This window comes from Sporosarcina sp. P17b (assembly GCF_002743115.1).
GTDB classification, from domain to species: domain Bacteria; phylum Bacillota; class Bacilli; order Bacillales_A; family Planococcaceae; genus Sporosarcina; species Sporosarcina ureae_C.
On the sequence record NZ_PDYP01000003.1, the window covers coordinates 47,162 to 73,303 of the forward strand.

The 26,142-nt window shown below is 42.0% G+C and carries 43 protein-coding genes; all 43 read right to left on the minus strand.

Annotation, left to right across the window (positions count from 1 at the left end):
- Positions 1 to 213: 213 nt before the first annotated feature.
- Positions 214 to 1,038: an urease accessory protein UreD gene (locus CSV76_RS04195; protein WP_085427437.1), complete on the minus strand. Its 825-nt coding sequence runs from the start codon at positions 1,036 to 1,038 to the stop codon at positions 214 to 216.
- Entirely contained in the window at positions 1,031 to 1,651 is a 621-nt protein-coding gene (gene ureG / locus CSV76_RS04200; RefSeq protein ID WP_085427438.1) for an urease accessory protein UreG, read from the minus strand. Before ureG ends, CSV76_RS04195 begins: the two co-directional genes overlap by 8 nt.
- 37 nt (positions 1,652 to 1,688) lie before the next feature.
- The gene (locus tag CSV76_RS04205; RefSeq protein WP_099624831.1) at positions 1,689 to 2,375 is read right to left on the minus strand and encodes an urease accessory protein UreF; all 687 of its coding nucleotides are present in this window, start codon (positions 2,373 to 2,375) and stop codon (positions 1,689 to 1,691) included.
- Positions 2,368 to 2,823 carry an urease accessory protein UreE gene (gene ureE / locus CSV76_RS04210; RefSeq protein WP_085427440.1) on the minus strand — a complete coding sequence of 152 codons (456 nt, stop codon included), beginning with the start codon at positions 2,821 to 2,823 and terminating at the stop codon, positions 2,368 to 2,370. The genes CSV76_RS04205 and ureE overlap by 8 nt, the downstream gene beginning before the upstream one ends.
- Before the next feature lie 10 nt (positions 2,824 to 2,833).
- Positions 2,834 to 4,552 (minus strand): urease subunit alpha, encoded by a 1,719-nt coding sequence (gene ureC, locus CSV76_RS04215; RefSeq protein ID WP_099624832.1) that lies wholly within the window; start codon positions 4,550 to 4,552, stop codon positions 2,834 to 2,836.
- The gene (locus CSV76_RS04220) at positions 4,549 to 4,872 is read right to left on the minus strand and encodes an urease subunit beta (RefSeq protein WP_085427442.1); all 324 of its coding nucleotides are present in this window, start codon (positions 4,870 to 4,872) and stop codon (positions 4,549 to 4,551) included. The genes ureC and CSV76_RS04220 overlap by 4 nt, the downstream gene beginning before the upstream one ends.
- A 31-nt stretch (positions 4,873 to 4,903) precedes the next feature.
- Positions 4,904 to 5,206, minus strand: a complete 303-nt coding sequence (locus tag CSV76_RS04225; protein WP_085427443.1) for an urease subunit gamma — start codon at positions 5,204 to 5,206, stop codon at positions 4,904 to 4,906.
- A gap of 632 nt (positions 5,207 to 5,838) precedes the next feature.
- Positions 5,839 to 6,231, minus strand: a complete 393-nt coding sequence (rpsI, locus tag CSV76_RS04230; protein WP_085131997.1) for a 30S ribosomal protein S9 — start codon at positions 6,229 to 6,231, stop codon at positions 5,839 to 5,841.
- Between the two features lie 19 nt (positions 6,232 to 6,250).
- Positions 6,251 to 6,688: a 50S ribosomal protein L13 gene (rplM, locus tag CSV76_RS04235; RefSeq protein WP_029053249.1), complete on the minus strand. Its 438-nt coding sequence runs from the start codon at positions 6,686 to 6,688 to the stop codon at positions 6,251 to 6,253.
- A 174-nt stretch (positions 6,689 to 6,862) separates the two neighbouring features.
- A complete protein-coding gene (gene truA, locus CSV76_RS04240) occupies positions 6,863 to 7,591 on the minus strand; it encodes a tRNA pseudouridine(38-40) synthase TruA (RefSeq protein WP_369823289.1) in 729 nt (242 codons plus the stop codon).
- A 14-nt stretch (positions 7,592 to 7,605) separates the two neighbouring features.
- Positions 7,606 to 8,403 carry an energy-coupling factor transporter transmembrane component T family protein gene (locus tag CSV76_RS04245; RefSeq protein WP_099624833.1) on the minus strand — a complete coding sequence of 266 codons (798 nt, stop codon included), beginning with the start codon at positions 8,401 to 8,403 and terminating at the stop codon, positions 7,606 to 7,608.
- Entirely contained in the window at positions 8,397 to 9,272 is an 876-nt protein-coding gene (locus CSV76_RS04250) for an energy-coupling factor ABC transporter ATP-binding protein (protein ID WP_099624834.1), read from the minus strand. The genes CSV76_RS04245 and CSV76_RS04250 overlap by 7 nt, the downstream gene beginning before the upstream one ends.
- Positions 9,248 to 10,105: an energy-coupling factor ABC transporter ATP-binding protein gene (locus CSV76_RS04255; RefSeq protein ID WP_085427447.1), complete on the minus strand. Its 858-nt coding sequence runs from the start codon at positions 10,103 to 10,105 to the stop codon at positions 9,248 to 9,250. Before CSV76_RS04255 ends, CSV76_RS04250 begins: the two co-directional genes overlap by 25 nt.
- Positions 10,106 to 10,379: 274 nt before the next feature.
- Entirely contained in the window at positions 10,380 to 10,760 is a 381-nt protein-coding gene (gene rplQ, locus CSV76_RS04260; RefSeq protein ID WP_085427448.1) for a 50S ribosomal protein L17, read from the minus strand.
- Between the two features lie 30 nt (positions 10,761 to 10,790).
- Entirely contained in the window at positions 10,791 to 11,735 is a 945-nt protein-coding gene (locus CSV76_RS04265; RefSeq protein WP_009499030.1) for a DNA-directed RNA polymerase subunit alpha, read from the minus strand.
- Positions 11,736 to 11,858: 123 nt separating this feature from the next.
- Positions 11,859 to 12,248 carry a 30S ribosomal protein S11 gene (rpsK, locus tag CSV76_RS04270; protein WP_009499031.1) on the minus strand — a complete coding sequence of 130 codons (390 nt, stop codon included), beginning with the start codon at positions 12,246 to 12,248 and terminating at the stop codon, positions 11,859 to 11,861.
- A gap of 25 nt (positions 12,249 to 12,273) precedes the next feature.
- Positions 12,274 to 12,639 (minus strand): 30S ribosomal protein S13, encoded by a 366-nt coding sequence (gene rpsM / locus CSV76_RS04275; RefSeq protein ID WP_085427449.1) that lies wholly within the window; start codon positions 12,637 to 12,639, stop codon positions 12,274 to 12,276.
- Positions 12,640 to 12,663: 24 nt separating this feature from the next.
- Entirely contained in the window at positions 12,664 to 12,777 is a 114-nt protein-coding gene (gene rpmJ, locus CSV76_RS04280; protein ID WP_076758849.1) for a 50S ribosomal protein L36, read from the minus strand.
- A gap of 39 nt (positions 12,778 to 12,816) precedes the next feature.
- Positions 12,817 to 13,035 carry a translation initiation factor IF-1 gene (gene infA / locus CSV76_RS04285; RefSeq protein ID WP_029053257.1) on the minus strand — a complete coding sequence of 73 codons (219 nt, stop codon included), beginning with the start codon at positions 13,033 to 13,035 and terminating at the stop codon, positions 12,817 to 12,819.
- A 345-nt stretch (positions 13,036 to 13,380) separates the two neighbouring features.
- On the minus strand, positions 13,381 to 14,034 hold the full coding sequence (locus CSV76_RS04290) for an adenylate kinase (RefSeq protein ID WP_085427450.1): 654 nt from the start codon (positions 14,032 to 14,034) through the stop codon (positions 13,381 to 13,383).
- 45 nt (positions 14,035 to 14,079) lie between these two features.
- Positions 14,080 to 15,372 (minus strand): preprotein translocase subunit SecY, encoded by a 1,293-nt coding sequence (gene secY, locus CSV76_RS04295; RefSeq protein WP_085427451.1) that lies wholly within the window; start codon positions 15,370 to 15,372, stop codon positions 14,080 to 14,082.
- The gene (rplO, locus tag CSV76_RS04300; protein ID WP_085427452.1) at positions 15,372 to 15,812 is read right to left on the minus strand and encodes a 50S ribosomal protein L15; all 441 of its coding nucleotides are present in this window, start codon (positions 15,810 to 15,812) and stop codon (positions 15,372 to 15,374) included. Before rplO ends, secY begins: the two co-directional genes overlap by 1 nt.
- A 32-nt stretch (positions 15,813 to 15,844) precedes the next feature.
- Positions 15,845 to 16,027 (minus strand): 50S ribosomal protein L30, encoded by a 183-nt coding sequence (gene rpmD / locus CSV76_RS04305; RefSeq protein WP_085427453.1) that lies wholly within the window; start codon positions 16,025 to 16,027, stop codon positions 15,845 to 15,847.
- 13 nt (positions 16,028 to 16,040) lie between these two features.
- Positions 16,041 to 16,541: a 30S ribosomal protein S5 gene (rpsE, locus tag CSV76_RS04310; protein WP_085427454.1), complete on the minus strand. Its 501-nt coding sequence runs from the start codon at positions 16,539 to 16,541 to the stop codon at positions 16,041 to 16,043.
- Positions 16,542 to 16,563: 22 nt separating this feature from the next.
- Complete coding sequence (rplR, locus tag CSV76_RS04315; RefSeq protein ID WP_085427455.1) at positions 16,564 to 16,926, minus strand: 50S ribosomal protein L18; 363 nt, start codon at positions 16,924 to 16,926, stop codon at positions 16,564 to 16,566.
- A gap of 33 nt (positions 16,927 to 16,959) precedes the next feature.
- Positions 16,960 to 17,499, minus strand: a complete 540-nt coding sequence (gene rplF, locus CSV76_RS04320) for a 50S ribosomal protein L6 (protein ID WP_085427456.1) — start codon at positions 17,497 to 17,499, stop codon at positions 16,960 to 16,962.
- Between the two features lie 30 nt (positions 17,500 to 17,529).
- The gene (rpsH, locus tag CSV76_RS04325; protein ID WP_029053265.1) at positions 17,530 to 17,928 is read right to left on the minus strand and encodes a 30S ribosomal protein S8; all 399 of its coding nucleotides are present in this window, start codon (positions 17,926 to 17,928) and stop codon (positions 17,530 to 17,532) included.
- A 30-nt stretch (positions 17,929 to 17,958) separates the two neighbouring features.
- Positions 17,959 to 18,144, minus strand: a complete 186-nt coding sequence (locus tag CSV76_RS04330) for a type Z 30S ribosomal protein S14 (RefSeq protein ID WP_008298870.1) — start codon at positions 18,142 to 18,144, stop codon at positions 17,959 to 17,961.
- 20 nt (positions 18,145 to 18,164) lie between these two features.
- Positions 18,165 to 18,704, minus strand: a complete 540-nt coding sequence (gene rplE, locus CSV76_RS04335) for a 50S ribosomal protein L5 (protein WP_085132008.1) — start codon at positions 18,702 to 18,704, stop codon at positions 18,165 to 18,167.
- 26 nt (positions 18,705 to 18,730) lie between these two features.
- Positions 18,731 to 19,042, minus strand: a complete 312-nt coding sequence (gene rplX, locus CSV76_RS04340; protein WP_085427457.1) for a 50S ribosomal protein L24 — start codon at positions 19,040 to 19,042, stop codon at positions 18,731 to 18,733.
- Positions 19,043 to 19,077: 35 nt separating this feature from the next.
- Entirely contained in the window at positions 19,078 to 19,446 is a 369-nt protein-coding gene (gene rplN / locus CSV76_RS04345) for a 50S ribosomal protein L14 (RefSeq protein WP_081243203.1), read from the minus strand.
- Positions 19,447 to 19,484: 38 nt separating this feature from the next.
- Positions 19,485 to 19,748, minus strand: coding sequence for a 30S ribosomal protein S17 (gene rpsQ / locus CSV76_RS04350; RefSeq protein WP_085427458.1), 264 nt, complete (start codon positions 19,746 to 19,748; stop codon positions 19,485 to 19,487).
- 17 nt (positions 19,749 to 19,765) lie between these two features.
- The gene (rpmC, locus tag CSV76_RS04355; protein WP_025783856.1) at positions 19,766 to 19,966 is read right to left on the minus strand and encodes a 50S ribosomal protein L29; all 201 of its coding nucleotides are present in this window, start codon (positions 19,964 to 19,966) and stop codon (positions 19,766 to 19,768) included.
- Complete coding sequence (gene rplP, locus CSV76_RS04360) at positions 19,956 to 20,390, minus strand: 50S ribosomal protein L16 (protein ID WP_085427459.1); 435 nt, start codon at positions 20,388 to 20,390, stop codon at positions 19,956 to 19,958. The genes rpmC and rplP overlap by 11 nt, the downstream gene beginning before the upstream one ends.
- Before the next feature lies 1 nt (position 20,391).
- Positions 20,392 to 21,054: a 30S ribosomal protein S3 gene (gene rpsC, locus CSV76_RS04365; RefSeq protein WP_085427460.1), complete on the minus strand. Its 663-nt coding sequence runs from the start codon at positions 21,052 to 21,054 to the stop codon at positions 20,392 to 20,394.
- A gap of 3 nt (positions 21,055 to 21,057) precedes the next feature.
- A complete protein-coding gene (gene rplV, locus CSV76_RS04370) occupies positions 21,058 to 21,402 on the minus strand; it encodes a 50S ribosomal protein L22 (RefSeq protein WP_037561627.1) in 345 nt (114 codons plus the stop codon).
- A gap of 20 nt (positions 21,403 to 21,422) precedes the next feature.
- On the minus strand, positions 21,423 to 21,701 hold the full coding sequence (rpsS, locus tag CSV76_RS04375; RefSeq protein WP_085132011.1) for a 30S ribosomal protein S19: 279 nt from the start codon (positions 21,699 to 21,701) through the stop codon (positions 21,423 to 21,425).
- Between the two features lie 60 nt (positions 21,702 to 21,761).
- On the minus strand, positions 21,762 to 22,592 hold the full coding sequence (rplB, locus tag CSV76_RS04380; protein ID WP_085427461.1) for a 50S ribosomal protein L2: 831 nt from the start codon (positions 22,590 to 22,592) through the stop codon (positions 21,762 to 21,764).
- A gap of 33 nt (positions 22,593 to 22,625) precedes the next feature.
- Positions 22,626 to 22,913, minus strand: coding sequence for a 50S ribosomal protein L23 (rplW, locus tag CSV76_RS04385; RefSeq protein ID WP_085427462.1), 288 nt, complete (start codon positions 22,911 to 22,913; stop codon positions 22,626 to 22,628).
- Positions 22,913 to 23,536, minus strand: a complete 624-nt coding sequence (gene rplD / locus CSV76_RS04390) for a 50S ribosomal protein L4 (protein ID WP_085427463.1) — start codon at positions 23,534 to 23,536, stop codon at positions 22,913 to 22,915. The genes rplW and rplD overlap by 1 nt, the downstream gene beginning before the upstream one ends.
- A gap of 25 nt (positions 23,537 to 23,561) precedes the next feature.
- Entirely contained in the window at positions 23,562 to 24,191 is a 630-nt protein-coding gene (gene rplC / locus CSV76_RS04395; RefSeq protein WP_085427464.1) for a 50S ribosomal protein L3, read from the minus strand.
- Between the two features lie 36 nt (positions 24,192 to 24,227).
- Positions 24,228 to 24,536 (minus strand): 30S ribosomal protein S10, encoded by a 309-nt coding sequence (gene rpsJ, locus CSV76_RS04400; RefSeq protein WP_085427465.1) that lies wholly within the window; start codon positions 24,534 to 24,536, stop codon positions 24,228 to 24,230.
- Between the two features lie 356 nt (positions 24,537 to 24,892).
- A complete protein-coding gene (gene tuf / locus CSV76_RS04405) occupies positions 24,893 to 26,080 on the minus strand; it encodes an elongation factor Tu (RefSeq protein WP_085427466.1) in 1,188 nt (395 codons plus the stop codon).
- Positions 26,081 to 26,142 lie beyond the last annotated feature (62 nt).

The window sequence follows — 26,142 nt, forward strand, 5'->3', positions numbered from 1 at the left end:
CTATTATGTGTAGTTAGGAAGTAGAGTAAGGTTTCGACCTTATACTTTATAGTGCATATATATAATGATACCCAAAATTCCATATTTCAATCATTTGAAATATGGTCTTTAATACTTCCACTATTTGATAAACTTCAGCGTAGCAACTATAAATATAGCTTTACTTCAATTGGTAAAAAAACCCGACAACTCTTTTGAATTGTCGGGTAGGTCCTAGTACTTCCGTAAAAAACTTGGTTTCGTTTGATACCATTCGTCGCTAATTATATGGTGACAGACTGAAATAATTCGCTCTATAACCTGTGTATAGTTTGCTAATATGCGAATCGTGAAGCCGGGAACAGCAAGCTTGGATAATCCAAATGCAAACTCCCCATCTTCTCGTTGAATCGCCTCATACAATCGATCCAATAGAGCATCACTCGTTTTTTCACCAACGACAATTAACGAACCTAAATGTGTGTATCCTTCCATAAAGCCTAACGCATTCATATCTTGTGATGCCGGATGGAGTTTAATATGGTCAAAAGCAACAAGCTGATCATCCATATAAATCTCTGTTTTCAAACGAAGCATGTCGTAACTGAATTTCTCACCATCCGGCGACCAGCCGGGAGTCAATATATCGGAATACAGCAAGGTCGCCCCTTTTTCCATATATATACTATTTTTCTGATAACAACTAGCATCTTTGTATGCAATCAGTGCATCCGGTAAGTACTCTAGATAACTGTCTTTTTTCATACGAAAAATCGTCTCTTGGTACGCTGGCTTGGTTGGTGTTCTATATACTTTCGTCGACGACTGAGTCGTTAGCGTCAGCATCGCCCCTTCACCAAGCGTGACTTTCATTTGATACCGATCTCCATCTAAATAGCCACCGCCAGGATTCAATAAATAATAGCATGGATAACTGTTCTTATTGAAATAGACAGGACGCATCACTTTAAATGCGCCTTGGAAGTAGACAGTTTTCGCCACGGAGCGGCCTAGCCGATTTTCCATGACGAGGTCAAGAACGCCTGTCCATTCAGACATCTTGTCCTAGTCCTTTTAATAAAGCATGTTTTCTGACCCACTCTACCACTTCATCTAGTCCTTGATCGTCTTTTAAATTGGTGAAAAAGAACGGTTTCTTTCCTCTAAATATCTTTGTGTCAGATTCCATTACCTCAAGTCTTGCGCCGACATATGGGGCTAAGTCTGTTTTATTAATAATAAATAAATCAGACTTAATCATTCCTTGCCCACCTTTACGTGGGATTTTTTCACCTTGCGCCACGTCAATTATATAAATGGAAAAGTCAACGAGTTCCGGACTGAATGTGGCTGCTAGGTTATCCCCGCCACTTTCTACAAAAATCAGCTCAACATCGGGATGTTTTTCCTTCAATTCATTAATTGCCGCGAAGTTCATCGATGCATCTTCACGAATTGCCGTATGTGGACAACCTCCTGTTTCTACTCCGACAATGCGGTCTTCTGGAAGAATACCGTTCGCAACTAAAAACTTGGCATCTTCTTTCGTATATATATCATTAGTAATAACCGCCATACTTACTTCGCCCTCTAAAGCGCGTGTAATCTTTTCGACCAGCATAGTTTTTCCTGCACCAACTGGTCCGCCAACACCTATTTTAATTGGTCCCATTCTAAGCACATCCTTAATATCAATTTCATTGCGTTCATTATGAACTAAAAATACGTATGCCAACACGTTCGTGCTGCATTTGTGAAAGCTCGAGTCCTGGAGATACGATACCAAACTCTTCTTGATCTAACTCCATTATTTTGTCTGTTGTTTGTTGAAGTTGTTGTTGAAACGTGTATATAATCTTCTGTCCAGCAGTTTGTCCAAGCGGGATAGCCCGCACGGCATTTTGCACAAGACTAACAACCGTCGAGTATAAATAATATAGAATTGTTGTATTCTTTTCGACTTGAAGGTGATGTCCAATCATTGTAAATACAATAGCCGGATGGCCAAAAGCTTCTTTGTCCTGAATTTTCTGCGCGTAAATAGATAACATCGGTATATTGTAAATGGATTTTGCAATGTCTAACATCCGATCTCCCATGCGCTGAGTACCATCACGTGATTCGCGGGCGAGATTCTGCACAGTCAATATGCGATCCAATTCCCAAATCTTATCAAAACCTTCCTTATCCAATGCATCATAAACAAGTCTTACAGCCAAGCCGTCTGCATAAGCAAGTTGTTCATGCACATAGACATGTAGCCATTCGGAAAACGTATTGGCGTCTGTAACCTTGTCCTTCTGAATATATGTCTCCAGTCCGAATGATTGGCTAAAAGAGCCGATCGGGAAACTGGAATCGCATAGCTGCAGCAAGGATAGTGCATGATTAGTCATGGCTATGTCCGATATGACGGAAAGCCTTGGCTACTTTTCGTTCTTCTCGCTTAAATGGAATACCCATTTCTTTCAACAAATCCTCAACTAAATAATCATATTGCACGAGCATATCTTCATCCTCAAACTGCGCAGGCAAATGTCGATTGCCTAGCTGATGAGCAATCGTCCCCATTTCAAGCATCGTGCGTGGGCTAATAATAATTAAATCATCTGAAAGCACATCAATCAGAATGATATTCTTATCATCCATAAACAGAATATCTCCCGCTTCTAAATCACGTGGGTTTTTTAATCGAATGCCAATTTCACGTCCATGATCAGTTTCCACGCGTTGAATTCTTTTCATTAAGTGTGCACTTTCTAAGTACACTTTCTCTTTATGACGGCTTTCATACTCACTTGGATCTAAATCCCTAACATTCATTAAAACTTTTTCTACAATCATTTTCTTCACCTCAGAATAAGAAATAGCGTTGCCCCATTGGCACTACGTCAATCGGATCGCATGTAATCAGTTTTCCATCAATTTTCACTTCGTACGTTTGTGGATCCACATCAATATGTGGTGTCGCTGCATTTAACTTCATATCTTTTTTCGTCAGATTGCGTATATTACGGACAGGCAGCACTACTTTATCAAGTCCTAGCTTCTCTTTTATTCCTTGATCATAGGCAATTTGCGAAACAAACGTAATGGAACTTTGAGACAATGCCTTACCGAGCGTTGCATACATCGGACGATAAATCATCGGCTGCGGTGTCGGAATCGTTGCATTGGCATCACCCATTAAGCTATAGACTGCCATACCACTTTTCAAAATCATTTCCGGTTTAACCCCAAAGAATTTCGGATCCCATAGTACAAGATCGGCCATTTTTCCAACTTCAATTGAACCGATATATTCCGATATACCATGAGCAATGGCTGGATTAATCGTATATTTAGCGACATAGCGCTTTACTCGATTATTATCTGAATGCTCACTATCGCCTTCCATAACTCCAAGTTGCTTTTTCATTTTGTGAGCTACTTGCCATGTACGAAGTGCAACTTCACCGATACGGCCCATTGCCTGAGAATCGGAGCTTGTCATACTAAAGACACCTAAGTCTTGTAAGACATCTTCTGCTGCAATCGTTTCATTGCGAATGCGTGAATCTGCAAATGCGATATCTTCAGGCACTGAAGGGTTTAAGTTATGAGCAACCATTACCATATCCAAATGCTCGTCAATTGTGTTAATCGTATACGGCAATGTCGGATTCGTAGAAGCAGGCAACACATTCATCATACCAGCAGATTTAATTAAATCTGGAGCGTGTCCGCCACCCGCACCTTCTGTATGGTACATATGGATACCGCGACCATCAATCGCCTTGATCGTATCTTCAAAAAATCCGGATTCGTTTAATGTATCCGCGTGAAGAGCGACTTGCACGTCATATTCATCCGCAATCCGTAATGCATGATCGAGAACGGACGGTGTCGCACCCCAATCTTCATGAACTTTCAAACCAATTGCACCTGCAATTATTTGTTCCGCTAAAGGAGCTCCCGCTGCTGCATGCCCTTTACCCGTTAAACCAATATTGATCGGTTGTCCATCCAAAGCTTTCAACATAGAATGAAGATGCCAAGCACCCGGTGTGGCTGTCGTAGCCCGAGAACCATCTCCAGGCCCAGCTCCACCGCCGATCAGCGTCGTTGTCCCTGCAGTGAGCGCTACGTCTACTTGTGCTGGATTAATGAAATGCACGTGCGTATCAATTGCACCCGCAGTAATGATCTTACCCTCTCCCGAAATAACTTCAGTGGAAGTTCCAATAATAATGTCTACTTTGTCTTGTACAAGGGGGTTACCCGCCTTACCGATACCTGAAATTTTACCGTCTCGAATTGCTAGATCCGCTTTATATATTCCTGTGTAATCGAGCACAACCACATTTGTTATGACTGTATCCGGTACCCGTTCATCTTCTTCGCGCGTAATGAAAGGATGTTGTCCCATTCCATCACGAATAACTTTACCGCCACCGAACACAACTTCTTCTCCATATTTCGTATAATCTTTTTCAATTTGGATGAACAAATCTGTATCTGCTAGTCGGACAGAGTCTCCGGTTGTCGGTCCATACATTTGAGCATATTGCTCTCTATCCATTTTAAAACTCATTTTGCATTCCCGCCTTCCAATGCTCCGTCTACTTTATTATGGAATCCATAAACTTTTCTTTCTCCAGCATAGTCAATTAGCTGCACTTCTTTCTCATCACCTGGTTCAAAACGAACAGCAGCGCCTGCGGGTATATTGAGACGTTTACCGTATGTCACTTCCCGATCAAACTTTAATGCATTATTCACTTCATAAAAATGGTAATGGGAACCGATTTGAATAGGTCTGTCGCCATGATTAATAACTTGCACATGTATACTTTCAGCACCTGCATTACAAATGATCGGTTCTTCTTTTAAAAAATATTCGCCTGGTATCATCGTTACGTCCCCTTTCCTATTTATACATCTTTTATCTGATTGGATTATGCACTGTGACTAACTTCGTCCCATCAGGGAACGTTGCTTCTACTTGAATATCATCAATCATTTCTGGAATACCATCCATTACATCTTCACGAGATAAAATCGTCGCGCCATAAGCCATGAGTTCTGCAACTGTTTTGCCGTCTCTGGCGCCTTCCAATACCTCATATGTAATAAGAGCCATAGCTTCTGGGTGATTCAATTTAAGTCCCCGATCCTTTCGTCTTCTGGCAAGATCTGCCGCAACAACGATCATTAACTTATCAATTTCACGCGGTAGTAATCGCATTGTTCAACCTCCTAAAATAATATAATATACTGCAGCAATACTCTTTTCTTCATACGAATTAAGCTATAGAATATTCTATAAAATGAAAATTCCCACATTGGCCTACTATAATCTTTCAATCGATCTTCAGGTTTTTTTATCCATATCATTCGATTGAACTAAAACACCTATAAATATATAAGTTCAACTTGTCACAGTTTACCCAAATGCTATTTAGCATAAACGTTGACCGCGTAACACTTCACAGATAAAACTATTATAAGCGGCAGGAATAATTTTTCTGTTAAGATGTCACTAATTTTGAATCATATGATATGGTAACAAGATTATTATAAAATGGTCTACTCGCAGTTGATTCATTAATGACTCATAACATCAGGGGTTGATCTGTGAGCCTCTCAAATAGCTAATACAACTGGAAATGAAGGGTGGTCTATTTTCTTAAGTAAAATGTTTTGGAAAGTAATTTGGAGTTACTGCTACTAATTTATTGTACAGTTTCTCGGTGAAGATTCAAGTGTTCCCGCTTACATAAGGGGTTGGCAAGATATCTACACATAAAAGTACAACTAATGCTAAACATAAAAAAGCCCTCCTCATAAAATAATGAGAAGAGCTTTTGAAAATATAAATTAACGCTTTGAGAACTGTGGAGCACGACGAGCGCCGCGAAGACCTGGTTTCTTACGTTCCTTCATACGTGGATCACGTGTTAGGAATCCTGCTGATTTAAGTGCTGCACGGAAATCAGGATCTACAGTAAGCAATGCACGAGCTACGCCGTGACGGATTGCGCCTGCTTGACCAGTGTAACCTCCACCGTTAACGTTAACGTGGATATCGTAGCTTCCAAGTGTTTCCGTTGTAACTAGTGGTTGTTTAATGATTTCACGAAGTGTTTCGAATGGTACGTAGTCCTCTACGTCACGATTATTGACGACAATTTTGCCTTCGCCAGGAATTAGACGTACACGAGCTACTGAGCTTTTACGACGGCCAGTGCCGATATATTGTACTTGTGCCAAGTGGGTTTCCTCCTCTTAATTAACCGCGAAGCTCAAAAGCTTCTGGTTTTTGTGCTGCATGCTGATGTTCAGGACCAGCAAATACGTGTAATTTCTTGATTGTTTGACGACCTAGAGGACCGTTTGGAAGCATTCCTTTAATCGCAAGTTCAAGCATTTTCACAGGGTAGTTAGTACGCATTTCAAGAGCAGTACGTGACTTGATGCTACCTGTGTAACCAGAGTGACGGTAGTACATTTTATCTTTTAACTTGTTACCAGTCAATTGGATTTTTTCAGCGTTGATGATGATCACGTGATCACCTGTATCAACATGTGGTGTAAACGTTGGTTTATGTTTACCGCGTAAAAGAGTTGCAACTTCTGAAGCAAGACGACCAAGCGTTTGTCCTTCAGCGTCGACAACTAGCCATTTACGTTCGACTTCGTGACCTTTAGCCATGAATGTTGTGCGCATATTGTGTATCCTCCTAAAATATCAAATCTGTTCCCTTGTTTTCTCTATCCCTAAACACAAATAAACTTCCGGGGCTTGTTTGTGGGGTTATTGAAATACCATTTATCATGTTATCCTTTATTGTCCATAAAGTCAAGCGTTTTTATGAATACGCCAGGATTAGTTGCCATGAGCTTAATAGGTGACCTCTAGTAAGTACAAACCGTGTGCTGCCGCTGTCTTCCCTGCCCTTTGACGATCTTTCGCCTCGAGAATTTTCTGGATATCTTCCGGCTCGTCCCAACCGATGCCTACCGCCAGCAAAGCACCAGCAATTGTTCTCACCATATTGTAAAGAAACCCATCACCTTCTACTTCAAGAATCAGCTCATCCTGATACCGTTCAATTGTCAGCTTTCGGATTGTGCGAACTTTATTCGAAGTAGCAGTCTTCGCCGAACAGAAACTGGTGAAGTCATGTGTACCGATCAAATAAGCAGCTCCTGCATTCATTCGTTCCACATCTGGATTCCATCTACCTAAATGAACAGCGAAGTTGCGTTCAAATGGACTTTGCAATTCCCCATACGACCATTTATAGCGATACGTCTTTCCTTTTGCACCATAGCGTGCGTGGAAGTCTTCAGATGTCTGTTCAACAGCCGTAATACGTACATCTTTAGGCAACAGCACATTCAAAGCCATTAGCCAGCGATCGCCTAAATCAAGTGGCGTATCGAAATGGATGACCTGACCTAATGCATGCACGCCGGCGTCGGTGCGTCCACTCGCCACAGCGTGTGAAGTTGGATTCTTATGCAATTTAACAAGCGCCTTATCGATTTCGGCTTGAACTGTCCGCATGCCTGGTTGGGATTGATAGCCAGCAAAATTCGTTCCATCATACGCAACAGTTGCTTTCATTCGTTTCAAATTATTCACTTCCTTACCCACAGCAATACACCCACCAAGATTACAAATGCGATCAAGACAGCTGTATCTCTCATTTGCCACGATAGCTGGCGGAATCTCGTACGGCCTTCCCCACCACGGTAGCCGCGTACTTCCATTGCCACTGCTAAATCTTCTGCGCGTTTAAAGGCACTGACAAATAACGGCACGAGTAACGGAATGACGGCCTGGACTCGTTCTTTAATCGAACCGCTGCTTAAATCTGATCCTCTTGCAAGCTGGGCTTTTAAAATCTTATCCGTTTCATCCATAAGAGTTGGGATGAAACGGAGCGAAATGGACATCATCAATGCAAGTTCATGCACCGGTAACTTCAACTTTTTAAAAGGGTTGAGCAATGTCTCTAATCCATCTGTGATCGAAATTGGTGAAGTGGTCAATGTTAATACTGTCGTAATCAACACAAGTACTAGGAATCGGATAGATATAAAAATACCCATTCGCAGTCCCTCTTCATAAATTTTGATAAACTTCCATTCAAATATGATGGGCCCTTCACGCGTAAAGAAGATATGTAAGAGGAGAGTGAAAATAATCAAAAAGATGACCGGTTTTAATCCATTGACCAAAAAGTAGGGTCTAATTCTTGCGAGTGCGATGACAAATGCTGTAAAGACTAGCAATATTGCATAAGATACAACATTGTTCGCTAAGAACACCGCTACTACAAATAAAAAGACAAAGAGTAACTTCGAACGCGGATCCATTCGGTGCACAATAGACGTCCCTGGAATAAAACGACCAATAATCATTTTCTCTAACATGGCCGTTCCTCTTTTCTTGCAATGACTTTCGCTAGTTCATTTGCCAGTATGTCTTCAGTAAGCGCAATTTGATCAAAACGTTGTCCACTCATCTTTTCGATCTCACGCTGAAAACGTATCGAACGCGGTACACTGAGTCGAAATGAATGAAGTTCCTCTTCTTGACTGAATATCTCTTCAGGTGTTCCTTCCATAACCGACGTTCCCTCATGCATCACAAGAATTCTATCGCTGTATCGTGCGGCATCTTCCATACTATGGGTAACAAGAATGGTCGTCAGGTTTTCGGTCTCATGCAGATGATAAAACAGCTCCATGATTTCTTTACGCCCTTTAGGATCAAGTCCCGCTGTTGGCTCGTCAAGGACTAGAACAGACGGTTTGAATGCTAGGACACCCGCAATCGCCACACGCCGCATTTGGCCGCCTGACAGCTCAAAAGGAGACTTCTGAAGCACATCATCCGGCAAACCTAAAAGTTTGACGAGTTCATGCGCTCGAGCTCTTGCTATCTCTTTCGGCACACCAAAATTTATAGGACCGAACATAATATCTTTCTCAACTGTTTCTTCAAATAACTGATGTTCAGGGAACTGAAACACAATTCCTACTTGATGCCGAACTTCCTTCATTTGTTTACCTTTTGTTTGAGCTGTAATTTTAGTATTGCCTATCATGACGGTACCTTCAGATGGCTTTAATAATCCATTCAAATGAAGCAATAATGTAGATTTACCAGAGCCTGTATGACCAATGATCGACGTATATGAGCCTGAAGGGATTGTAGCTGTCACATCCTGCAAGGCTCGTTTCTCAAACGGTGAATCTTTAGCATATAAGTAACCTACTTGCTGAAGTGAAATGTCCACAATTCATTCACCAACTCTTCTTCTGTCATATGATTACCTTGCAATTCTACACCAGCTGTTCTCAATAGCTCTGAAACACGCAGAGCGAACGGTAAGTCGAGGCCGACCTTTTCAAGTTCAGTTCCTTGCTGAAAGATCTCTTGCGGTGTACCGATCATTAAGACTTGTCCTTCATTCATAACCAAAATCCGATCTGCTAATAACACTTCTTCTAAGTCGTGGGTAATCGACAACACAGTCAAGCCTATTTCAGAACGTAACTTCTTAACAATTTCTATTACTTCTTCACGTCCATGGGGATCCAACATAGAAGTAGCTTCATCTAAAATAAGCAACTCAGGTTGCAAAGCCAATGCGCCTGCAATGGCCACACGTTGTTTCTGGCCCCCTGAGAGATGATGGGGTTCATGATTGATGTAATCCGTCATCTTCACTTGCTCTAGGGCCTCGTGGACTCGTTTAACCATCACGTCATACGGCACGCCATTGTTTTCCAGTGCAAACGCCACATCATCCTGTACCGTTGAGCCGACGAATTGGTTATCGGGATTTTGAAAGACGATCCCCATGCGCGAACGGGTTTCCCAAAGATTGTTTTCAGAAAGTCGTTCTAAAAAGAGATTCACATCACCTGAAGAAGGAAACATCAAGCCGATCAACAGCTTCGCCAGCGTGGACTTGCCAGAACCATTATGTCCTACAACTGCCAACCATTCTCCTTCATACAAAGTGAAAGACACATCCTGTAATGCTTTACTTGGGATATGTGAAGAATCCTCTTCTTCCATATCGTAAGAAAACTCTACGTGATGCATCGACGCAATTTCCTTCATTCAGGCTCCTCCTCTTAAATGTATTATTTGATAAGTATATCGTATGTATAGAACTATTCTTATGTATAAAAAAAAAGCGCGTACCTCATCTAAGGAATGCGCCTTTGAAAACGAAAATGCCGGTTGCTCATGCCGACATCTCAGATGAGGTACGTAGAGCTAGACCAGTCGATTGCTCGCGGATCATAACACTCAGCTTTTATGTCGTATAAATCTCGTATTTGTAATAAGAGGGTGTGCTGTGCGTGACAGACACACCCTCGAAGTGTTGGAATTACACCAATTCGATAATAACTACTGGTGCGCCATCGCCACGGCGAGGTCCCATTTTCATTATACGTGTATAACCGCCTTGGCGATCTGCATAACGTGGTCCAATTGTATCGAAAAGTTTTTGAAGTGCAAACACTGTTGCTTCTTCGCCCTCTTCGTTTTCAACAACCACTGTTTCACGACGAATGTATTCAGCCGCTTGACGACGTGCATGAAGATCTCCACGTTTTCCAAGAGTGATCATCTTTTCAACTACTTTACGCAATTCTTTCGCACGCGTTTCAGTTGTCTGGATGCGCTCATGAATGATTAGATCAGTCGTTAGGTCGCGAAGCATTGCTTTACGTTGTGAACTTGTGCGTCCAAGTTTTCTGTATCCCATTTGAAGTTACCCTCCTTCAATATATGTCAGTTATTCTTCAGAGCGTAACTCAAGGTTTAGCTCATCCAATTTAGCCTTCACTTCTTCAAGTGATTTACGGCCTAAGTTTCGCACTTTCATCATTTCGTCTTCAGACTTGTTAGCAAGTTCTAAAACCGTATTGATGCCTGCACGCTTCAAGCAGTTATAAGATCGGACAGAAAGGTCTAGTTCTTCAATTGTCATTTCCAGAACCTTCTCTTTTTGGTCTTCTTCTTTTTCTACCATGATTTCTGCAGTTTGTGCTTCGTCAGTCATACCAACGAATATATTCAAATGCTCTGTAAGAATTTTAGCTCCAAGTGATACTGCCTCTTTAGGACCAATGCTTCCATCTGTCCATACATCGAGTGTCAACTTATCAAAGTTGGTACTTTGTCCGACGCGAGTGTTTTCTACTTGGAAGTTAACGCGTGATACAGGAGTGTAAATCGAGTCAATTGGAATCACACCAATTGCTAGATCCTCACGTTTGTTTTGATCGGAAGGAACATATCCGCGTCCACGTACAGCATACATACGCATACGTAAATGTCCATTTTTACCGAGAGTAGCAATCGGGAGATCTGGATTTAATACTTCAACATCACTATCATGTGTGATGTCTGCAGCCGTCACGACGCCTTCACCTTTCACATCGATCTCAATAACTTTCTCATCATCTGAGTAAATTTTGAGAGCTAGCTTCTTCACATTCAAAATAACTGTAGATACGTCTTCGACGACACCTTCAATTGTAGAGAATTCATGAAGTACACCATCGATTTGAATAGATGTCACAGCAGCTCCTGGTAATGAAGACAAGAGAATGCGGCGCAAGGAATTCCCTAAGGTATTTCCGTATCCACGCTCTAGTGGCTCGATAATAAACTTACCGAACTGTGAATCTTCACCGATCGTTACTGTTTCAATCTTTGGTTTCTCAATCTCGATCATTTAATTACCCTCCTCAAAACGTCTCTATATTGGTTTAACCTTATTGAATTCACTGATAATAGATATCCTATTTCAACAGTATTAACAAAAATTGTCTTTCTTAATCCAATAGATTCAAACCGATTATACGCGACGACGTTTTGGCGGGCGACAACCATTGTGCGGAACCGGAGTTACGTCTCTGATTGCAGTAACTTCAAGACCAGCAGCTTGTAGTGAACGGATAGCCGCTTCACGACCAGCACCAGGGCCTTTAACTGTTACTTCCAATGATTTCAAACCATGTTCCATTGCTGTTTTTGCTGCAGTTTCAGCAGCCATTTGTGCAGCAAATGGAGTGGACTTACGGGAACCTCTAAAGCCAAGTGCACCAGCGCTAGACCATGAAAGTGCATTACCGTGGCTATCCGTGATAGTTACGATAGTGTTGTTGAACGTTGAACGGATATGTGCAATACCAGTCTCAATATTCTTTTTTACACGACGTTTACGAGTTTGTTGTTTACGTGCCATGTTGGAAAGAACCCTCCTTTACCTATTATTTTTTCTTGTTAGCCATTGTGCGTTTAGGACCCTTACGCGTACGTGCATTGTTTTTCGTGTTTTGTCCACGAACAGGCAATCCACGACGGTGACGGATTCCACGGTTACTACCGATTTCCATCAAACGCTTGATATTTAGAGAAGTTTCACGACGAAGATCTCCTTCTACTTTCAAGCCGTCAATTTGTTCACGAATCTTATCAAGTTCAGCGTCAGTTAAATCACGAACGCGAGTTTCTTGAGAAATGTCAGCTGCATTCAAAATTGATTGTGCAGTTGTTTTACCAATACCGAATATATATGTCAATGAAATGACAACGCGCTTATCGCGCGGAACGTCTACACCAGCAATACGTGCCATATAAGTTGTGCACCTCCTTGTGTTTTAGCCTTGTCTTTGTTTGTGCTTTGGATTTTCACAGATTACCATTACTCGGCCGCGTCTACGAATAACTTTACATTTTTCGCAGATCGGTTTTACAGATGGTCTTACTTTCATCCTACCCAACCTCCTTCAATATTTCGGGAGTGCAAAAGTTTATTTGAAACGGTATGTGATACGACCACGTGTTAAATCGTAAGGTGAAAGTTCCAATGTCACCTTGTCGCCTGGCAGAATACGAATAAAGTGCATACGAATTTTACCTGACACGTGTGCAAGCACAGTATGTCCGTTTTCTAACTCCACTTTAAACATCGCATTCGGCAACGTTTCAAGAACAGTTCCTTCTACCTCAATTACGTCGTCCTTCGCCATCAATCCTGTCTCCCTTCTATATCCAATAAAGGCTTTCACCATCGAGCGGCATCAGTCGCCTTCATAAGGCTTCCTTCAACATATGTCCAGTTAGCATGAGTGATGTTCGAAAGACGTCTGCCACATTTCGCTGTTTCGCATAATTTGCGAATGAGATCCTTTATTGTTCTCGTAGCAGTGCCAATTATATATTATACTGCCAATGACAATATAATGCATGCAGGGACTACTGAGCAATAAATGAAATGCTCTCATTTATCTTATAACAGGAACTTAACGCTTTTGCAGTTCGTTTTCATCCATTACTTTCCGAACAATGATGAAGATGTGCCCGAAAAGGATTGATTACTTTTGATCTTGTTGCAAAACTGCATCCAAGTCCTTGAATACAAGATTAATGTCTTGTTGACCATTAATTTTAGTCAATACACCTTTTTCGCCATAAAAGTCGAGTAAAGGAGCTGTCTGATTCATATTTACTTCCAGACGATTCATGACAGTGTCCGGATTATCGTCCGCGCGCTGGTAAAGTTCGCCGCCATCTTTATCACATACGTCTTCTACCTTTGGCGGGTTGAAGATCAAGTGATACGATGTGCCACATACTTTACAAATACGACGGCCAGATAATCTTGCAACTAATTCATCCGTATCGACTTCGATGTCCAATACGTACTCAATGCTTTTTCCTAGATCCTTAAGTAAAGCATCAAGTGCTTCAGCTTGAGGAACTGTCCTAGGGAAACCATCAAGTAAGAATCCATTGTCACAATCCGGTTTGCTTAGTCGCTCACGTACGATACCAATAGTAACCTCATCAGGAACTAATGCTCCTTGATCCATGAACGATTTTGCTTTAACTCCAAGTTCCGTGCCATCTTTGATGGCAGCACGGAACATATCGCCTGTAGAAATATGAGGGATTCCGTACTTCTCGACAATTTTGTCTGCTTGTGTACCTTTACCAGCACCAGGCAGACCCATTAATACGATATTCATACGTCCTTGCCCTCCGTTTGTTTACAATAGGTCAGGCTATTGCTTTTATTTCATAAAGCCTCTGTAATGTCTCTTCACTAATTGCGATTCCAATTGCTTCATTGATTCGAGGGCAACCCCTACTACGATGAGCAAGCTCGTTCCGCCGATTTGAGCGGATTGAGGCAGATTCGCCAAGTTGATGAAGAAGATCGGCATAACCGCTACGACAGCTAGGAAAATCGAGCCGACGAACGTTAGTCTATACAGAGTACTTGTTAAGTACTTTTGAGTGTTTGCCCCTGGACGAATTCCCGGAATATATGCACCTTGTTTTTTCAGGTTGTCTGCCATATTCTCTGGATTCACTTGAATGAATGCATAGAAATACGTAAACGCGACAATTAGTGTTACATACAAAATCATACCGATCGGATTCGTATAATCGAAGATCCGAATAATAGTTTTGGTTACACTGTTCTCACCGAAAAACGGAGCAATTTGTTGTGGCGTGATGAAGAATGCCACCGCAAAGATAACTGGAATAACACCCGCAGCATTCAATTTCAAAGGTAAGTGTGTTTGTTGACTTGCAACAGACTGATTACGTCCTGATACACGTTTCGCATATTGAATCGGAATTTTACGCAATGCTTCTTGGAAGTAAATAACTCCGACTACAATGGCTACGATTACGATCAATAGTAATACCATCGTTGCAATTCTAATAAATAGTGCATCTCCAGCGTCTTGAATTTGCGTTACATACAACTGGTTAACAGCATTCGGTATGCCGGCAACAATCCCTGCAAAGATAATGATGGAAATACCATTCCCAACACCTTTTGCAGTAATTTGTTCACCTAGCCATAGAAGGAAAGCAGTACCGGCAGTCAATACAATCGCAATTGTGATATAAGTGGATATGCTATTGTCTTGAATCAGTGTGCCGCCAAACGTTTGGTTGAAACCAAATGACATAGCAAGCGCCTGAATGAAGGCAAGAACAATCGTGAAATATCTTGTGAATTGTGCAAGTTTACGTCTTCCAACGTCCCCTTGTTTTGACCACTCAGTAAACTTTGGAACAACATCCATCTGCAAGAGCTGCACAATGATGGAAGCCGTAATGTACGGCATAATCCCCATTGCAAAGATCGAGAAGTTAGATAGTGCTCCTCCACCAAATGTGTTCAAGAATCCGATAAACTGGTTATCTGATTGTTGTAAAGCAGTTGCATCAACGTTTGGAACCGGAACAAATGTCCCTAGTCTAAACACGATGAGCACTAGGAGGGTGAAAATTATTTTAGACCGGATCTCCTTCACACGCATGAAATTAGAGATTGTCTGAAACATTATACCACCTCTGTTTGCCCGCCCGCTTTTTCAATTGCTTCTTTTGCAGAAGCGGAGAATTTGTTAGCACGTACTGTAATCTTTTTATCAAGTGTTCCGTTACCCAGAATCTTGATACCAGATTTAGCGTTACTTACAACTCCAGTTTCAATTAGCAGTTCCGGCGTTACTTCCGTGCCTTCTTCGAAACGATTTAATGTGTCAAGGTTAACGATGGCATAATCTTTACGATTGATGTTCGTGAACCCGCGCTTAGGAAGTCGTTGGAAAAGAGGAATTTGTCCACCTTCGAAACCAAGACGTACACCGCCGCCTGAACGAGAGTTTTGACCGTCATGACCTCTACCGGAAGTCTTACCAGTTCCTGATCCAATCCCACGACCAACACGTTTGCGGTTTCTGCGAGATCCCTCAGCTGGTTTTAGCTCATGTAATTTCATCTTATCGGCACCTCCTTATTGTAAAATAGTACTTAAATTTCTTTAACGTTTACTAAGTGGCTAACCTTTGTGATCATTCCACGGATAGCATCGTTGTTTTGATGCTCAACTGTTTGATTTAACTTTCGAAGGCCTAATGCTTCAATTGTTTTACGCTGTGTTGGTTTAGAACCAATAACACTTTTCGTAAGGGTGACTTCAAGTTTGTTCGTCATCGTATTTCCCCCCTTAACCTAACAGTTCTTCTACGGATTTACCACGCAATTTAGCAATATCTTCTGCGCGTTTCAAATTCTGCAACCCTTCGATTGTTGCACGTACCATGTTGATCGGTGTGCTTGATCCAAGAGATTTTGAAAGAATATCCGTGATGCCTGCGAGTTCAAGTACCGCACGGACAGGTCCACCTGCGATAACACCAGTACCCGGAGCAGCTGGTTTGATCAGGATTTGTCCTGCACCAAAGTGTCCGATTACTTCATGTGGAGTTGTACCTTTGACCATTGGCACTACAATCAAGTTTTTCTTCGCATCTTCAATTGCTTTACGGATTGCATCTGGAACTTCTTGTGCTTTACCAGTACCAAAACCGACACGACCGTTTTTATCTCCGACTACGACAAGTGCAGTAAAGCGGAAACGACGTCCACCTTTTACAACTTTCGCAACGCGGTTGATCGTTACTACGCGTTCTTCGAACTCACTTTTGTTCTGATCATTACGACGCATGAAATATGTCCCTCCCTCTTAATTAAAATTCCAGACCATTTTCGCGTGCAGCGTCAGCTAATGCTTTTACACGGCCGTGGAAAAGATATCCGCCGCGGTCGAAAACTACCGCTTTGACGTCTTTTTCAACAGCTTTCTTTGCAATAAGCTCGCCGACTTTAGCTGCTGATTCAGTGTTACCTGTAGATCCAGCCTCAACTTCTTTATCTCTTGTAGAAGCGCTAACGATTGTTAAACCATTCAAGTCATCAATCAATTGTGCATAGATATGCTTGTTTGAACGATAAACGTTTAGACGTGGACGCTCTGCAGTTCCGCTGATTTTCGTACGCACACGTGCGTGACGCTTTTTACGGACAGCGTTTTTATCTTGTTTTGTGATCATCGGAGTCACTCCTTCCAAATACCTCAAGCGGTATTATTTACCTGTTTTACCTTCTTTACGACGAACGATTTCGCCTTCATAACGAATACCTTTACCTTTATACGGCTCTGGTGGACGTACTTGACGGATGTTAGAAGCAAGAGCACCTACGTGTTCTTTGTTGTATCCGCGAACGATAATTTTCGTATTCGCTGGAACTTCAACTTCTACACCTTCTTCTGGTGTGAATTCAACTGGGTGTGAATAACCTACGTTCAATACAAGTTTCTTCCCTTGCATAGAAGCACGGTATCCAACCCCAACTAAATCAAGCTTACGTTCAAATCCTTCAGATACTCCCACAACCATGTTGTTAAGTACAGAGCGTGTAGTACCGTGGATTGAACGGTGATCTTTAGAATCAGAAGGGCGTGTCAATGTGATGACCTTGCCTTCCATGTTGATCGTAATTTCTTTATCTAATTGTCTCGAAAGCTCACCTTTCGGACCTTTAACAGTTGCGAAGTTGTCATCTGAAATTGTTACAGTAACGTTTTCAGGAACTTCGATCTGACGATTACCAATACGGGACATTCTATTGCACCTCCATTCAATTGTAGCTAATTACCAAACGTAAGCGACTACTTCTCCGCCAACTTGTTTAGCGCGGGCTTCTTTGTCTGTTAATACACCATTTGATGTAGAAACTAGTGCAACACCTAAGCCGTTAAGTACTTTAGGAACTTCATTTGATTTCGCATATACACGAAGTCCTGGTTTAGAAATACGTTTCAAGCCATTGATAACGCGTTCGTTATCCTGACCGTATTTTAGGAAAATGCGGATGATGCCTTGTTTGTTATCTTCCACGTATTCCACATCACGAACGAAACCTTCTCGTTTTAAGATCTCGGCGATTTCTTTCTTTACGTTTGAAGCAGGTACCTCAAGCTTCTCGTGGCGAACCATGTTCGCATTACGGATGCGTGTAAGCATATCTGCAATCGGATCACTCATTGTCATTTGAATTAACCTCCTTCCCTAATTAGGGGTTTACCAGCTGGCTTTTTTAACGCCAGGAAGTTGTCCCTTGTATGCAAGTTCGCGGAAACAAATACGGCAAAGTTTAAATTTGCGATATACTGAATGTGGACGACCACAACGTTCGCAGCGTGTATATTCTTGTACTTTGTACTTTGGCGTACGTTTCTGTTTAGCGATCATAGATTTCTTAGCCACGTTTTCGCCTCCCTATTATTTTACTTTTGGAACGGCATGCCACACTGTGCAAGCAACTCACGTGCTTCTTCATCAGTGTTAGCTGTCGTCACGATGACGATATCCATCCCACGTACTTTTGATACTTTATCGAAGTCAATTTCAGGGAAAATAAGTTGCTCTTTCACTCCAAGAGTGTAGTTACCGCGACCGTCAAACGCTTTTTTAGAAACGCCACGGAAGTCACGTACACGTGGTAATGAGATTGTAACTAATTTATCGAGGAACTCATACATGCGTTCACCGCGAAGCGTTACTTTTGCTCCGATCGGCATTCCTTCACGTAAACGGAATCCTGCGATAGATTTTTTCGCTTTAGTAATGACTGGTTTTTGACCTGAAATAGTTGCAAGATCCTCAACAGCTGCATCAAGTGCTTTTGTATTTTGGACAGCATCACCAACACCCATGTTGATAACGATTTTATCTACTTTAGGAACCTGCATAACAGATGTATATTCAAACTTGCTCATTAGAGCAGGTGTGATTTCTTTAGAAAACTTCTCTTTCAAACGACTCATCAGTCGGACCTCCTTTCATGCAATACTTACTTATCCAATGATTCACCGGATTTTTTTGCAATACGTACTTTTTTACCGTCTTCCACTTTGTAACCTACACGAGTCGGCTCGCCTGTTTTAGGATCGATTACCATCACGTTTGAGACGTGGATTGTAGACTCTTGGCTTACAATTCCGCCCTGTGGGTTTTCTTGGTTCGGCTTTGTGTGTTTCTTGACGATATTAATACCTTCAACTAGCACACGGTCTTTTTTCGGATAAGCTGTTAGGATCACACCTGTTTTACCTTTATCTTTACCAGAGATCACCATTACTTTGTCGCCTTTTTTAACGTGCATTTATCGCACCTCCTTGACTGGCTCTGTCATTAGAATTAAAGAACTTCTGGAGCAAGTGAAATGATTTTCATGAAGTTGTTGTCGCGTAGTTCGCGAGCAACTGGTCCGAAAATACGAGTTCCACGTGGCCCTTTATCATCACGGATAATAACGCAAGCATTCTCATCGAATGTAATGTATGAACCGTCTTTACGACGAACTCCACTTTTCGTGCGAACGATGACCGCTTTAACAACGTCACCCTTCTTAACAACGCCACCTGGTGTTGCTTTCTTAACTGTAACAACAACTACATCACCGATGTTAGCTACTTTACGACCTGATCCACCTAGTACTTTAATTGTTAGTACTTCACGTGCACCAGAGTTGTCAGCAACTTTCATTCTACTTTCCTGTTGAATCATCGAGGTTACCTCCTTCCAAAATCTGAGTTAAAAACCTATTAGATGATGATCGCTTTTTCAACGACTTCTAGAAGACGGAAACGCTTAGTTGCTGATAATGGACGAGTTTCCATAATACGAACAACATCGCCGATTTTAGCTTCGTTTAGCTCATCATGAACTTTAAGTTTCTTAGAATACTTTACACGTTTACCGTATAAAGAGTGTTTTTTGTATGTCTCTACCATTACCGTAACAGTTTTATCCATTTTGTCGGAAACTACACGGCCTGTGTATGTTTTGCGCTGATTACGTTCAGTCATGGCTGCAACCTCCTTCATCAGTTATTTGCACTGATTTCTCTTTGTCGTATTACAGTTTTCATGCGCGCAATCGATTTGCGTACTTCACGGATGCGTGCAGTGTTTTCTAATTGACCTGTCGCTAACTGGAAACGAAGGTTGAAAAGCTCTTCTTTAAGTGATTTCACTTTTTGCTCGATCTCTGCAGTTGTTAAGTCACGAATTTCATTAGCTTTCATTAGACTCACCACCAATTTCTTGTCGTTTTACAAACTTGCTTGTAACAGGAAGTTTGTGCGATGCGAGTCTAAGTGCCTCACGAGCAACCTCTTCTGAAACACCTGCAATTTCGAACATTACTCTACCAGGTTTCACAACTGCAACCCAGCCTTCTACAGCACCTTTACCGGAACCCATCCGGACTTCAAGAGGCTTTTTAGTATATGGTTTGTGTGGGAAAATATTGATCCACACTTTACCGCCACGTTTCATATAACGAGTCATAGCGATACGAGAAGATTCAATCTGACGGTTAGTGATCCAACCTGATTCTAGAGCTTGAAGACCAAACTCACCAAACTGGACAGTAGCGCCACCTTTAGTTTCACCACGCATTTTACCACGGAATACACGACGATGTTTAACACGTTTAGGCATTAACATATTATTTGCCTCCTTCCCCAGAGTTCTTCTTAACTTTTACTGGAAGGACTTCACCACGATAAATCCATACCTTTACGCCAAGCTTACCATAAGTAGTATCAGCTTCAGCATGTGCATAATCTATGTCTGCACGTAATGTATGAAGAGGGACAGTTCCTTCACTATAGTGTTCTGCACGAGCGATGTCAGCACCGCCGAGACGACCAGACACTTGTGTTTTAATTCCTTTTGCACCAGAGCGAATTGTACGTTGGATCGCTTGTTTCTGAGCACGACGGAATGATACACGACTTTCTAATTGACGAGCAATTGATTCAGCTACTAGTTTAGCATCTAAATCAGCACGTTTGATTTCTACGATGTTGATGTGTGCACGCTTGCCTGTGATTTCGTTAAGTTGCTTACGAAGAGTTTCTACTTCGGAACCACCTTTACCGATAACCATACCTGGCTTTGCAGTGTGGATTGTAATGTTAACACGCTTAGCAGCACGCTCGATTTCAACTTTTGAAACTGATGCTTCGATAAGACGCTTTTCGATGTATTCACGGATCTTTAAGTCTTCATGTAGTAAGGACGCATAATCTTTTTCCGCGTACCATTTTGAGTCCCAGTCACGGATGACGCCTACACGTAGTCCATTAGGATGTACTTTTTGGCCCACTGATTACCCCTCCTTCTTTTCAGATACCACTAATGTGATATGGCTTGTACGTTTGTTGATCGCACTTGCACGACCTTGTGCACGTGGACGGAAACGTTTCATTGTTGGTCCTTCGTCTACGAATACTTCACTGACGATTAAGTTCTCAGTATCCATTTCGTAGTTATGTTCAGCGTTTGCAATTGCTGATTTCAATAGTTTTTCCACGACTGGAGATGCCGCTTTAGGCGTAAGTCGTAGAATAGCCATAGCTTCACCTATATTCTTGCCGCGAATAAGATCAACGACCAAACGAACTTTGCGAGAAGCAATACGGACTGTGCGTACAGATGCTTTAGCTTGTTGCATCAGAATAACCTCCTCTCAAATTAGCGTTTTGTTTTCTTATCGTCGGCACCATGGCCTCTGTATGTGCGCGTAGGTACGAATTCACCTAGTTTGTGACCTACCATATCTTCTGTTACATAAACAGGAACGTGTTTGCGTCCATCATATACTGCGATTGTCAATCCGATGAATGTCGGGAAGATTGTTGAACGGCGTGACCAAGTTTTAATAACCTGTTTCTTTTCTGAATCTTTTTGTGCGTCAACCTTTTTTAGTAAATGGTCATCTGCAAAAGGTCCTTTTTTCAAGCTGCGGCCCATTCTGGAACCTCCTTCCGAGTATGTACTACGGTCCATCTACTGAACCGCAGTGCAATAACATTATTTTTTACGACGGCGAACGATAAGTTTATCTGATTTATTGTTCTTCGTGCGTGTCTTGAATCCAAGAGTTGGTTTACCCCAAGGAGTAACAGGACTTGGACGACCGATTGGCGTACGTCCTTCACCACCACCGTGTGGGTGATCGTTAGGGTTCATTACAGATCCACGAACAGTTGGACGTTTGCCTAACCAACGTGAACGACCTGCTTTACCAATGTTGATTAGTTCGTGTTGTTCGTTACCAACTTGACCGATTGTAGCACGGCAAGTAGAAAGGATCATACGAACTTCTCCTGATTGTAGACGGATGATGACATATTTGCCTTCACGTCCTAGTAGTTGAGCTGAAGTTCCTGCTGAACGAACTAATTGTCCGCCTTTGCCTGGTTTCATTTCAATGTTGTGAATCGTAGAACCCATAGGAATGTTCTCTAATGGTAGAGCGTTTCCTACGCGGATATCCGCATCAGGTCCTGAAACGATTGTGGAACCTACTGTCAATCCTTTAGGAGCAAGGATGTATCTTTTTTCTCCATCTGCATAATTGATTAATGCGATGTTTGCAGAACGGTTTGGATCATATTCGATCGTAGCAACGCGTCCTGGAATGCCATCTTTCCGACGTTGGAAATCGATGACACGGTATTGGCGCTTGTGTCCTCCACCTTGGTGACGAACTGTCATTCTACCTTGGTTGTTACGTCCGCCTTTACGCTTGATTGGTTCAAGCAATGATTTTTCTGGTTTGTTTACTGTGATTTCAGCAAAGTCAGAAGAAGTCATGTTACGACGTCCGTTGGAGGTAGCTTTGTACTTCTTAATCGCCATTTTGTGTTCCCTCCTTCATTTATTATGAGTTAATTACATTTCAAAAAGTTCGATATCTTTGGAATCAGTAGTTAGTGTAACAATTGCCTTACGACGCTTGTTTGTATAACCAGCATGTTTCCCCATACGCTTGAACTTACCTTTGTAGTTCATAACGTTGACTTTTTCTACTGTAACACCGAAGATTTCTTCGATAGCTTGTTTCACGTGAGTTTTGCTCGCGCGTGTATCGACTTCGAATGTATATTTTCTTAAGTCTTCCATTTGTTCAGAAGAACGCTCGGTAATGACCGGACGTTTCAGAATATCACGTGCTTCCATTAACCAAGCACCTCCTCGACTTTTTCTATTGCTGCTTTTGTCATAACAAGCTGATCATGTCCGACTAAGTCTAAAACATTGATGCCGCTTGCTGTAACAACACTGATTCCTTGAAGATTTTGAGCAGACAATGCTACTGTTTCTTCTTGGTCAGCTGTAACGAATAATGCCTTCTTTGTGATTGAAAGGTCTTCAAGCACTTTTACAAAGCTTTTCGTTTTTGGTGCATCAAATGCTAAGTTGTCCAGAACGATTAGTTCTTGAGCTGCTACTTTCGTTGAAAGAGCGGATAGAAGAGCTAAACGACGTACTTTCTTAGGCATTTTATAGCTGTAACTACGTGGTGATGGACCGAATACGATACCGCCTCCGCGCCATTGTGGTGATCTGATTGAACCTTGACGAGCACGACCTGTACCCTTTTGACGCCATGGTTTACGACCGCCGCCTGCTACTTCCGCGCGAGTTTTAACCTTGTGGTTACCCTGGCGTAAAGAAGCTTGTTGTTGAACAATTGCTTCAAATAATACTGCTTGGTTTGGCTCGATTCCGAAGATCGCATCGTTTAATTCGATGTCACCAACAGCAGAGCCTGTTTGACTTACTACAGATACTTTAGGCATTCCTGTTTCCTCCTTTCTGTTTTACTCAGTTCCCTTTGATTGCGCTTCTCACTTGTACAAGTGATTTACGTGCTCCAGGAACGTTACCTTTTACTAATATCAAGTTGCGCTCTAGATCAACTCGTACAATTTCAACGTTTTGGATCGTGATGGTTTTGCCACCCATACGTCCAGGTAGTTTTTTGCCTTTGAATACGCGTTGTGCATCAACTGCTCCAAGTGAACCTGGTGCGCGATGGAAACGTGATCCGTGAGACATTGGTCCGCGTGAGTATCCGTGACGCTTGATAACCCCTTGGAAACCTTTACCTTTTGATTTTGCTGTAATGTCTACTACTTCGCCTTCTGCGAACGTATCGACTTTGACTTCCTGACCAACTTCGTATGCACTAACGTCAGCTCCGCGAACTTCGCGAATGAAGCGCTTAGGTGCAGTGTTAGCTTTTGCAACGTGGCCTTGTTCTGGCTTGTTTGAAAGCTTTTCACGTTTATCATCAAATCCTAGTTGGATTGACTCGTAGCCGTCTGTCTCGATTGTCTTCTTTTGAAGTACAACGTTTGGAGTAGCTTCAATCACTGTTACTGGGATTAGATCGCCGTTTTCAGCAAATACTTGCGTCATTCCGACTTTTCTTCCTAAGATTCCTTTGGTCATTAGTCACACCTCCTGTAATATTGTTTAATTTATGTTTTATAGTTTAATTTCGATGTCGACGCCTGATGGTAAATCAAGCTTCATAAGTGCATCCACCGTTTGTGGTGTTGGATTCACAATATCGATTAAACGTTTGTGCGTACGCATTTCAAATTGCTCACGTGAATCTTTATATACGTGAACAGCACGCAATACCGTGTAAACTGATCTTTCAGTTGGCAACGGAATTGGACCTGAAACACTAGCTCCAGAACGTTTAGCCGTTTCAACAATCTTCTCAGCTGACTGATCGATCATTCTGTGATCGTAAGCTTTCAATCTAATACGAATCTTTTGTTTTGCCATTATTTTCCCTCCCTTTTCGCCTATTCTCTAGACAATTCTCCACGAAAATTTTCCTTACACGCGCCATGGCAAAGCGGCCGGGTGTATCGGTAACCTCTCGCTTCATCGCAGTCAAAGACCAACATTCAACATTATACATAATATAAAAGGATTGTGCAACCCTTTTGAAGAAATTAGTTTAACTTTTAATCCGTTTACTATACTAACAGCTTTCTATACGATTTGCACGTGATTTGAAGGCCACTTTAAGATTTTATTTCACTCTTATTTGCGAAGTTCTTAAAAACACTTTCCAATACACAATACAAATATTTAAAAATAAAAAAATCCCGCCTCAAGGGCGGGATCAAAACAAATTATTTTGTGATTGTTGCTACAACGCCAGCTCCAACTGTACGTCCACCTTCACGGATTGAGAATTTAGTACCTTCTTCAATCGCGATAGGAGAAATAAGTTCAACTGTCATTTCAACGTTATCTCCAGGCATAACCATTTCTACGCCTTCAGGAAGTTGAATGATACCAGTTACGTCAGTTGTACGGAAGTAGAACTGAGGACGGTAGTTAGAGAAGAATGGAGTGTGACGTCCACCCTCTTCTTTTGATAGAACATAAACTTCAGATTTGAACTGAGTGTGTGGAGTGATTGTTCCTGGCTTAGCAAGAACTTGTCCACGTTCGATATCTTCACGAGCTACACCACGAAGAAGAGCACCGATGTTGTCGCCAGCTTCTGCATAGTCAAGAAGTTTACGGAACATCTCTACACCAGTTACAGTAGTAGCTTTTGGTTCTTCAGTAAGACCGATGATGTCAACAACATCTCCAACTTTAACTACTCCACGCTCAACGCGTCCAGTTGCTACTGTACCACGACCTGTGATTGAGAATACGTCCTCAATAGGCATCATGAATGGCTTGTCAGTATCACGAGTTGGTGTTGGGATATAGTCATCTACTGCTTGCATTAGTTCAAGGATTTTTTCTTCCCACTCTGGCTCTCCTTCAAGAGCTTTAAGAGCAGATCCTTTGATTACTGGAATATCGTCGCCAGGGAAATCGTAATCAGAAAGAAGTTCACGGATTTCCATTTCAACTAATTCAAGAAGTTCTTCGTCGTCTACCATGTCACATTTGTTCATGAAGACAACTAGGTAAGGAACACCTACTTGACGTGAAAGAAGGATGTGCTCACGTGTTTGTGGCATTGGGCCATCAGCAGCAGATACTACTAGGATTCCGCCATCCATTTGTGCAGCACCAGTGATCATGTTTTTAACATAGTCAGCGTGACCTGGGCAGTCAACGTGTGCATAGTGACGCTTGTCAGTTTCGTACTCAACGTGTGAAGTACTGATCGTGATTCCACGCTCTTTTTCTTCAGGTGCGTTATCAACGTCAGCGTATGACTTTGCTTCTCCACCTTGTGCTTTAGAAAGAACTGTTGCGATTGCAGCAGTCAAAGTTGTTTTACCATGGTCAACGTGACCAATTGTTCCTACGTTTGCGTGCTCCTTGGAGCGGTCGAATTTTTCTTTACCCATTTTAGAGGTCCTCCCTTAATTTAAAAAAGTTAGTTTTTTTATAATATGGAAGCCGAAAGCGT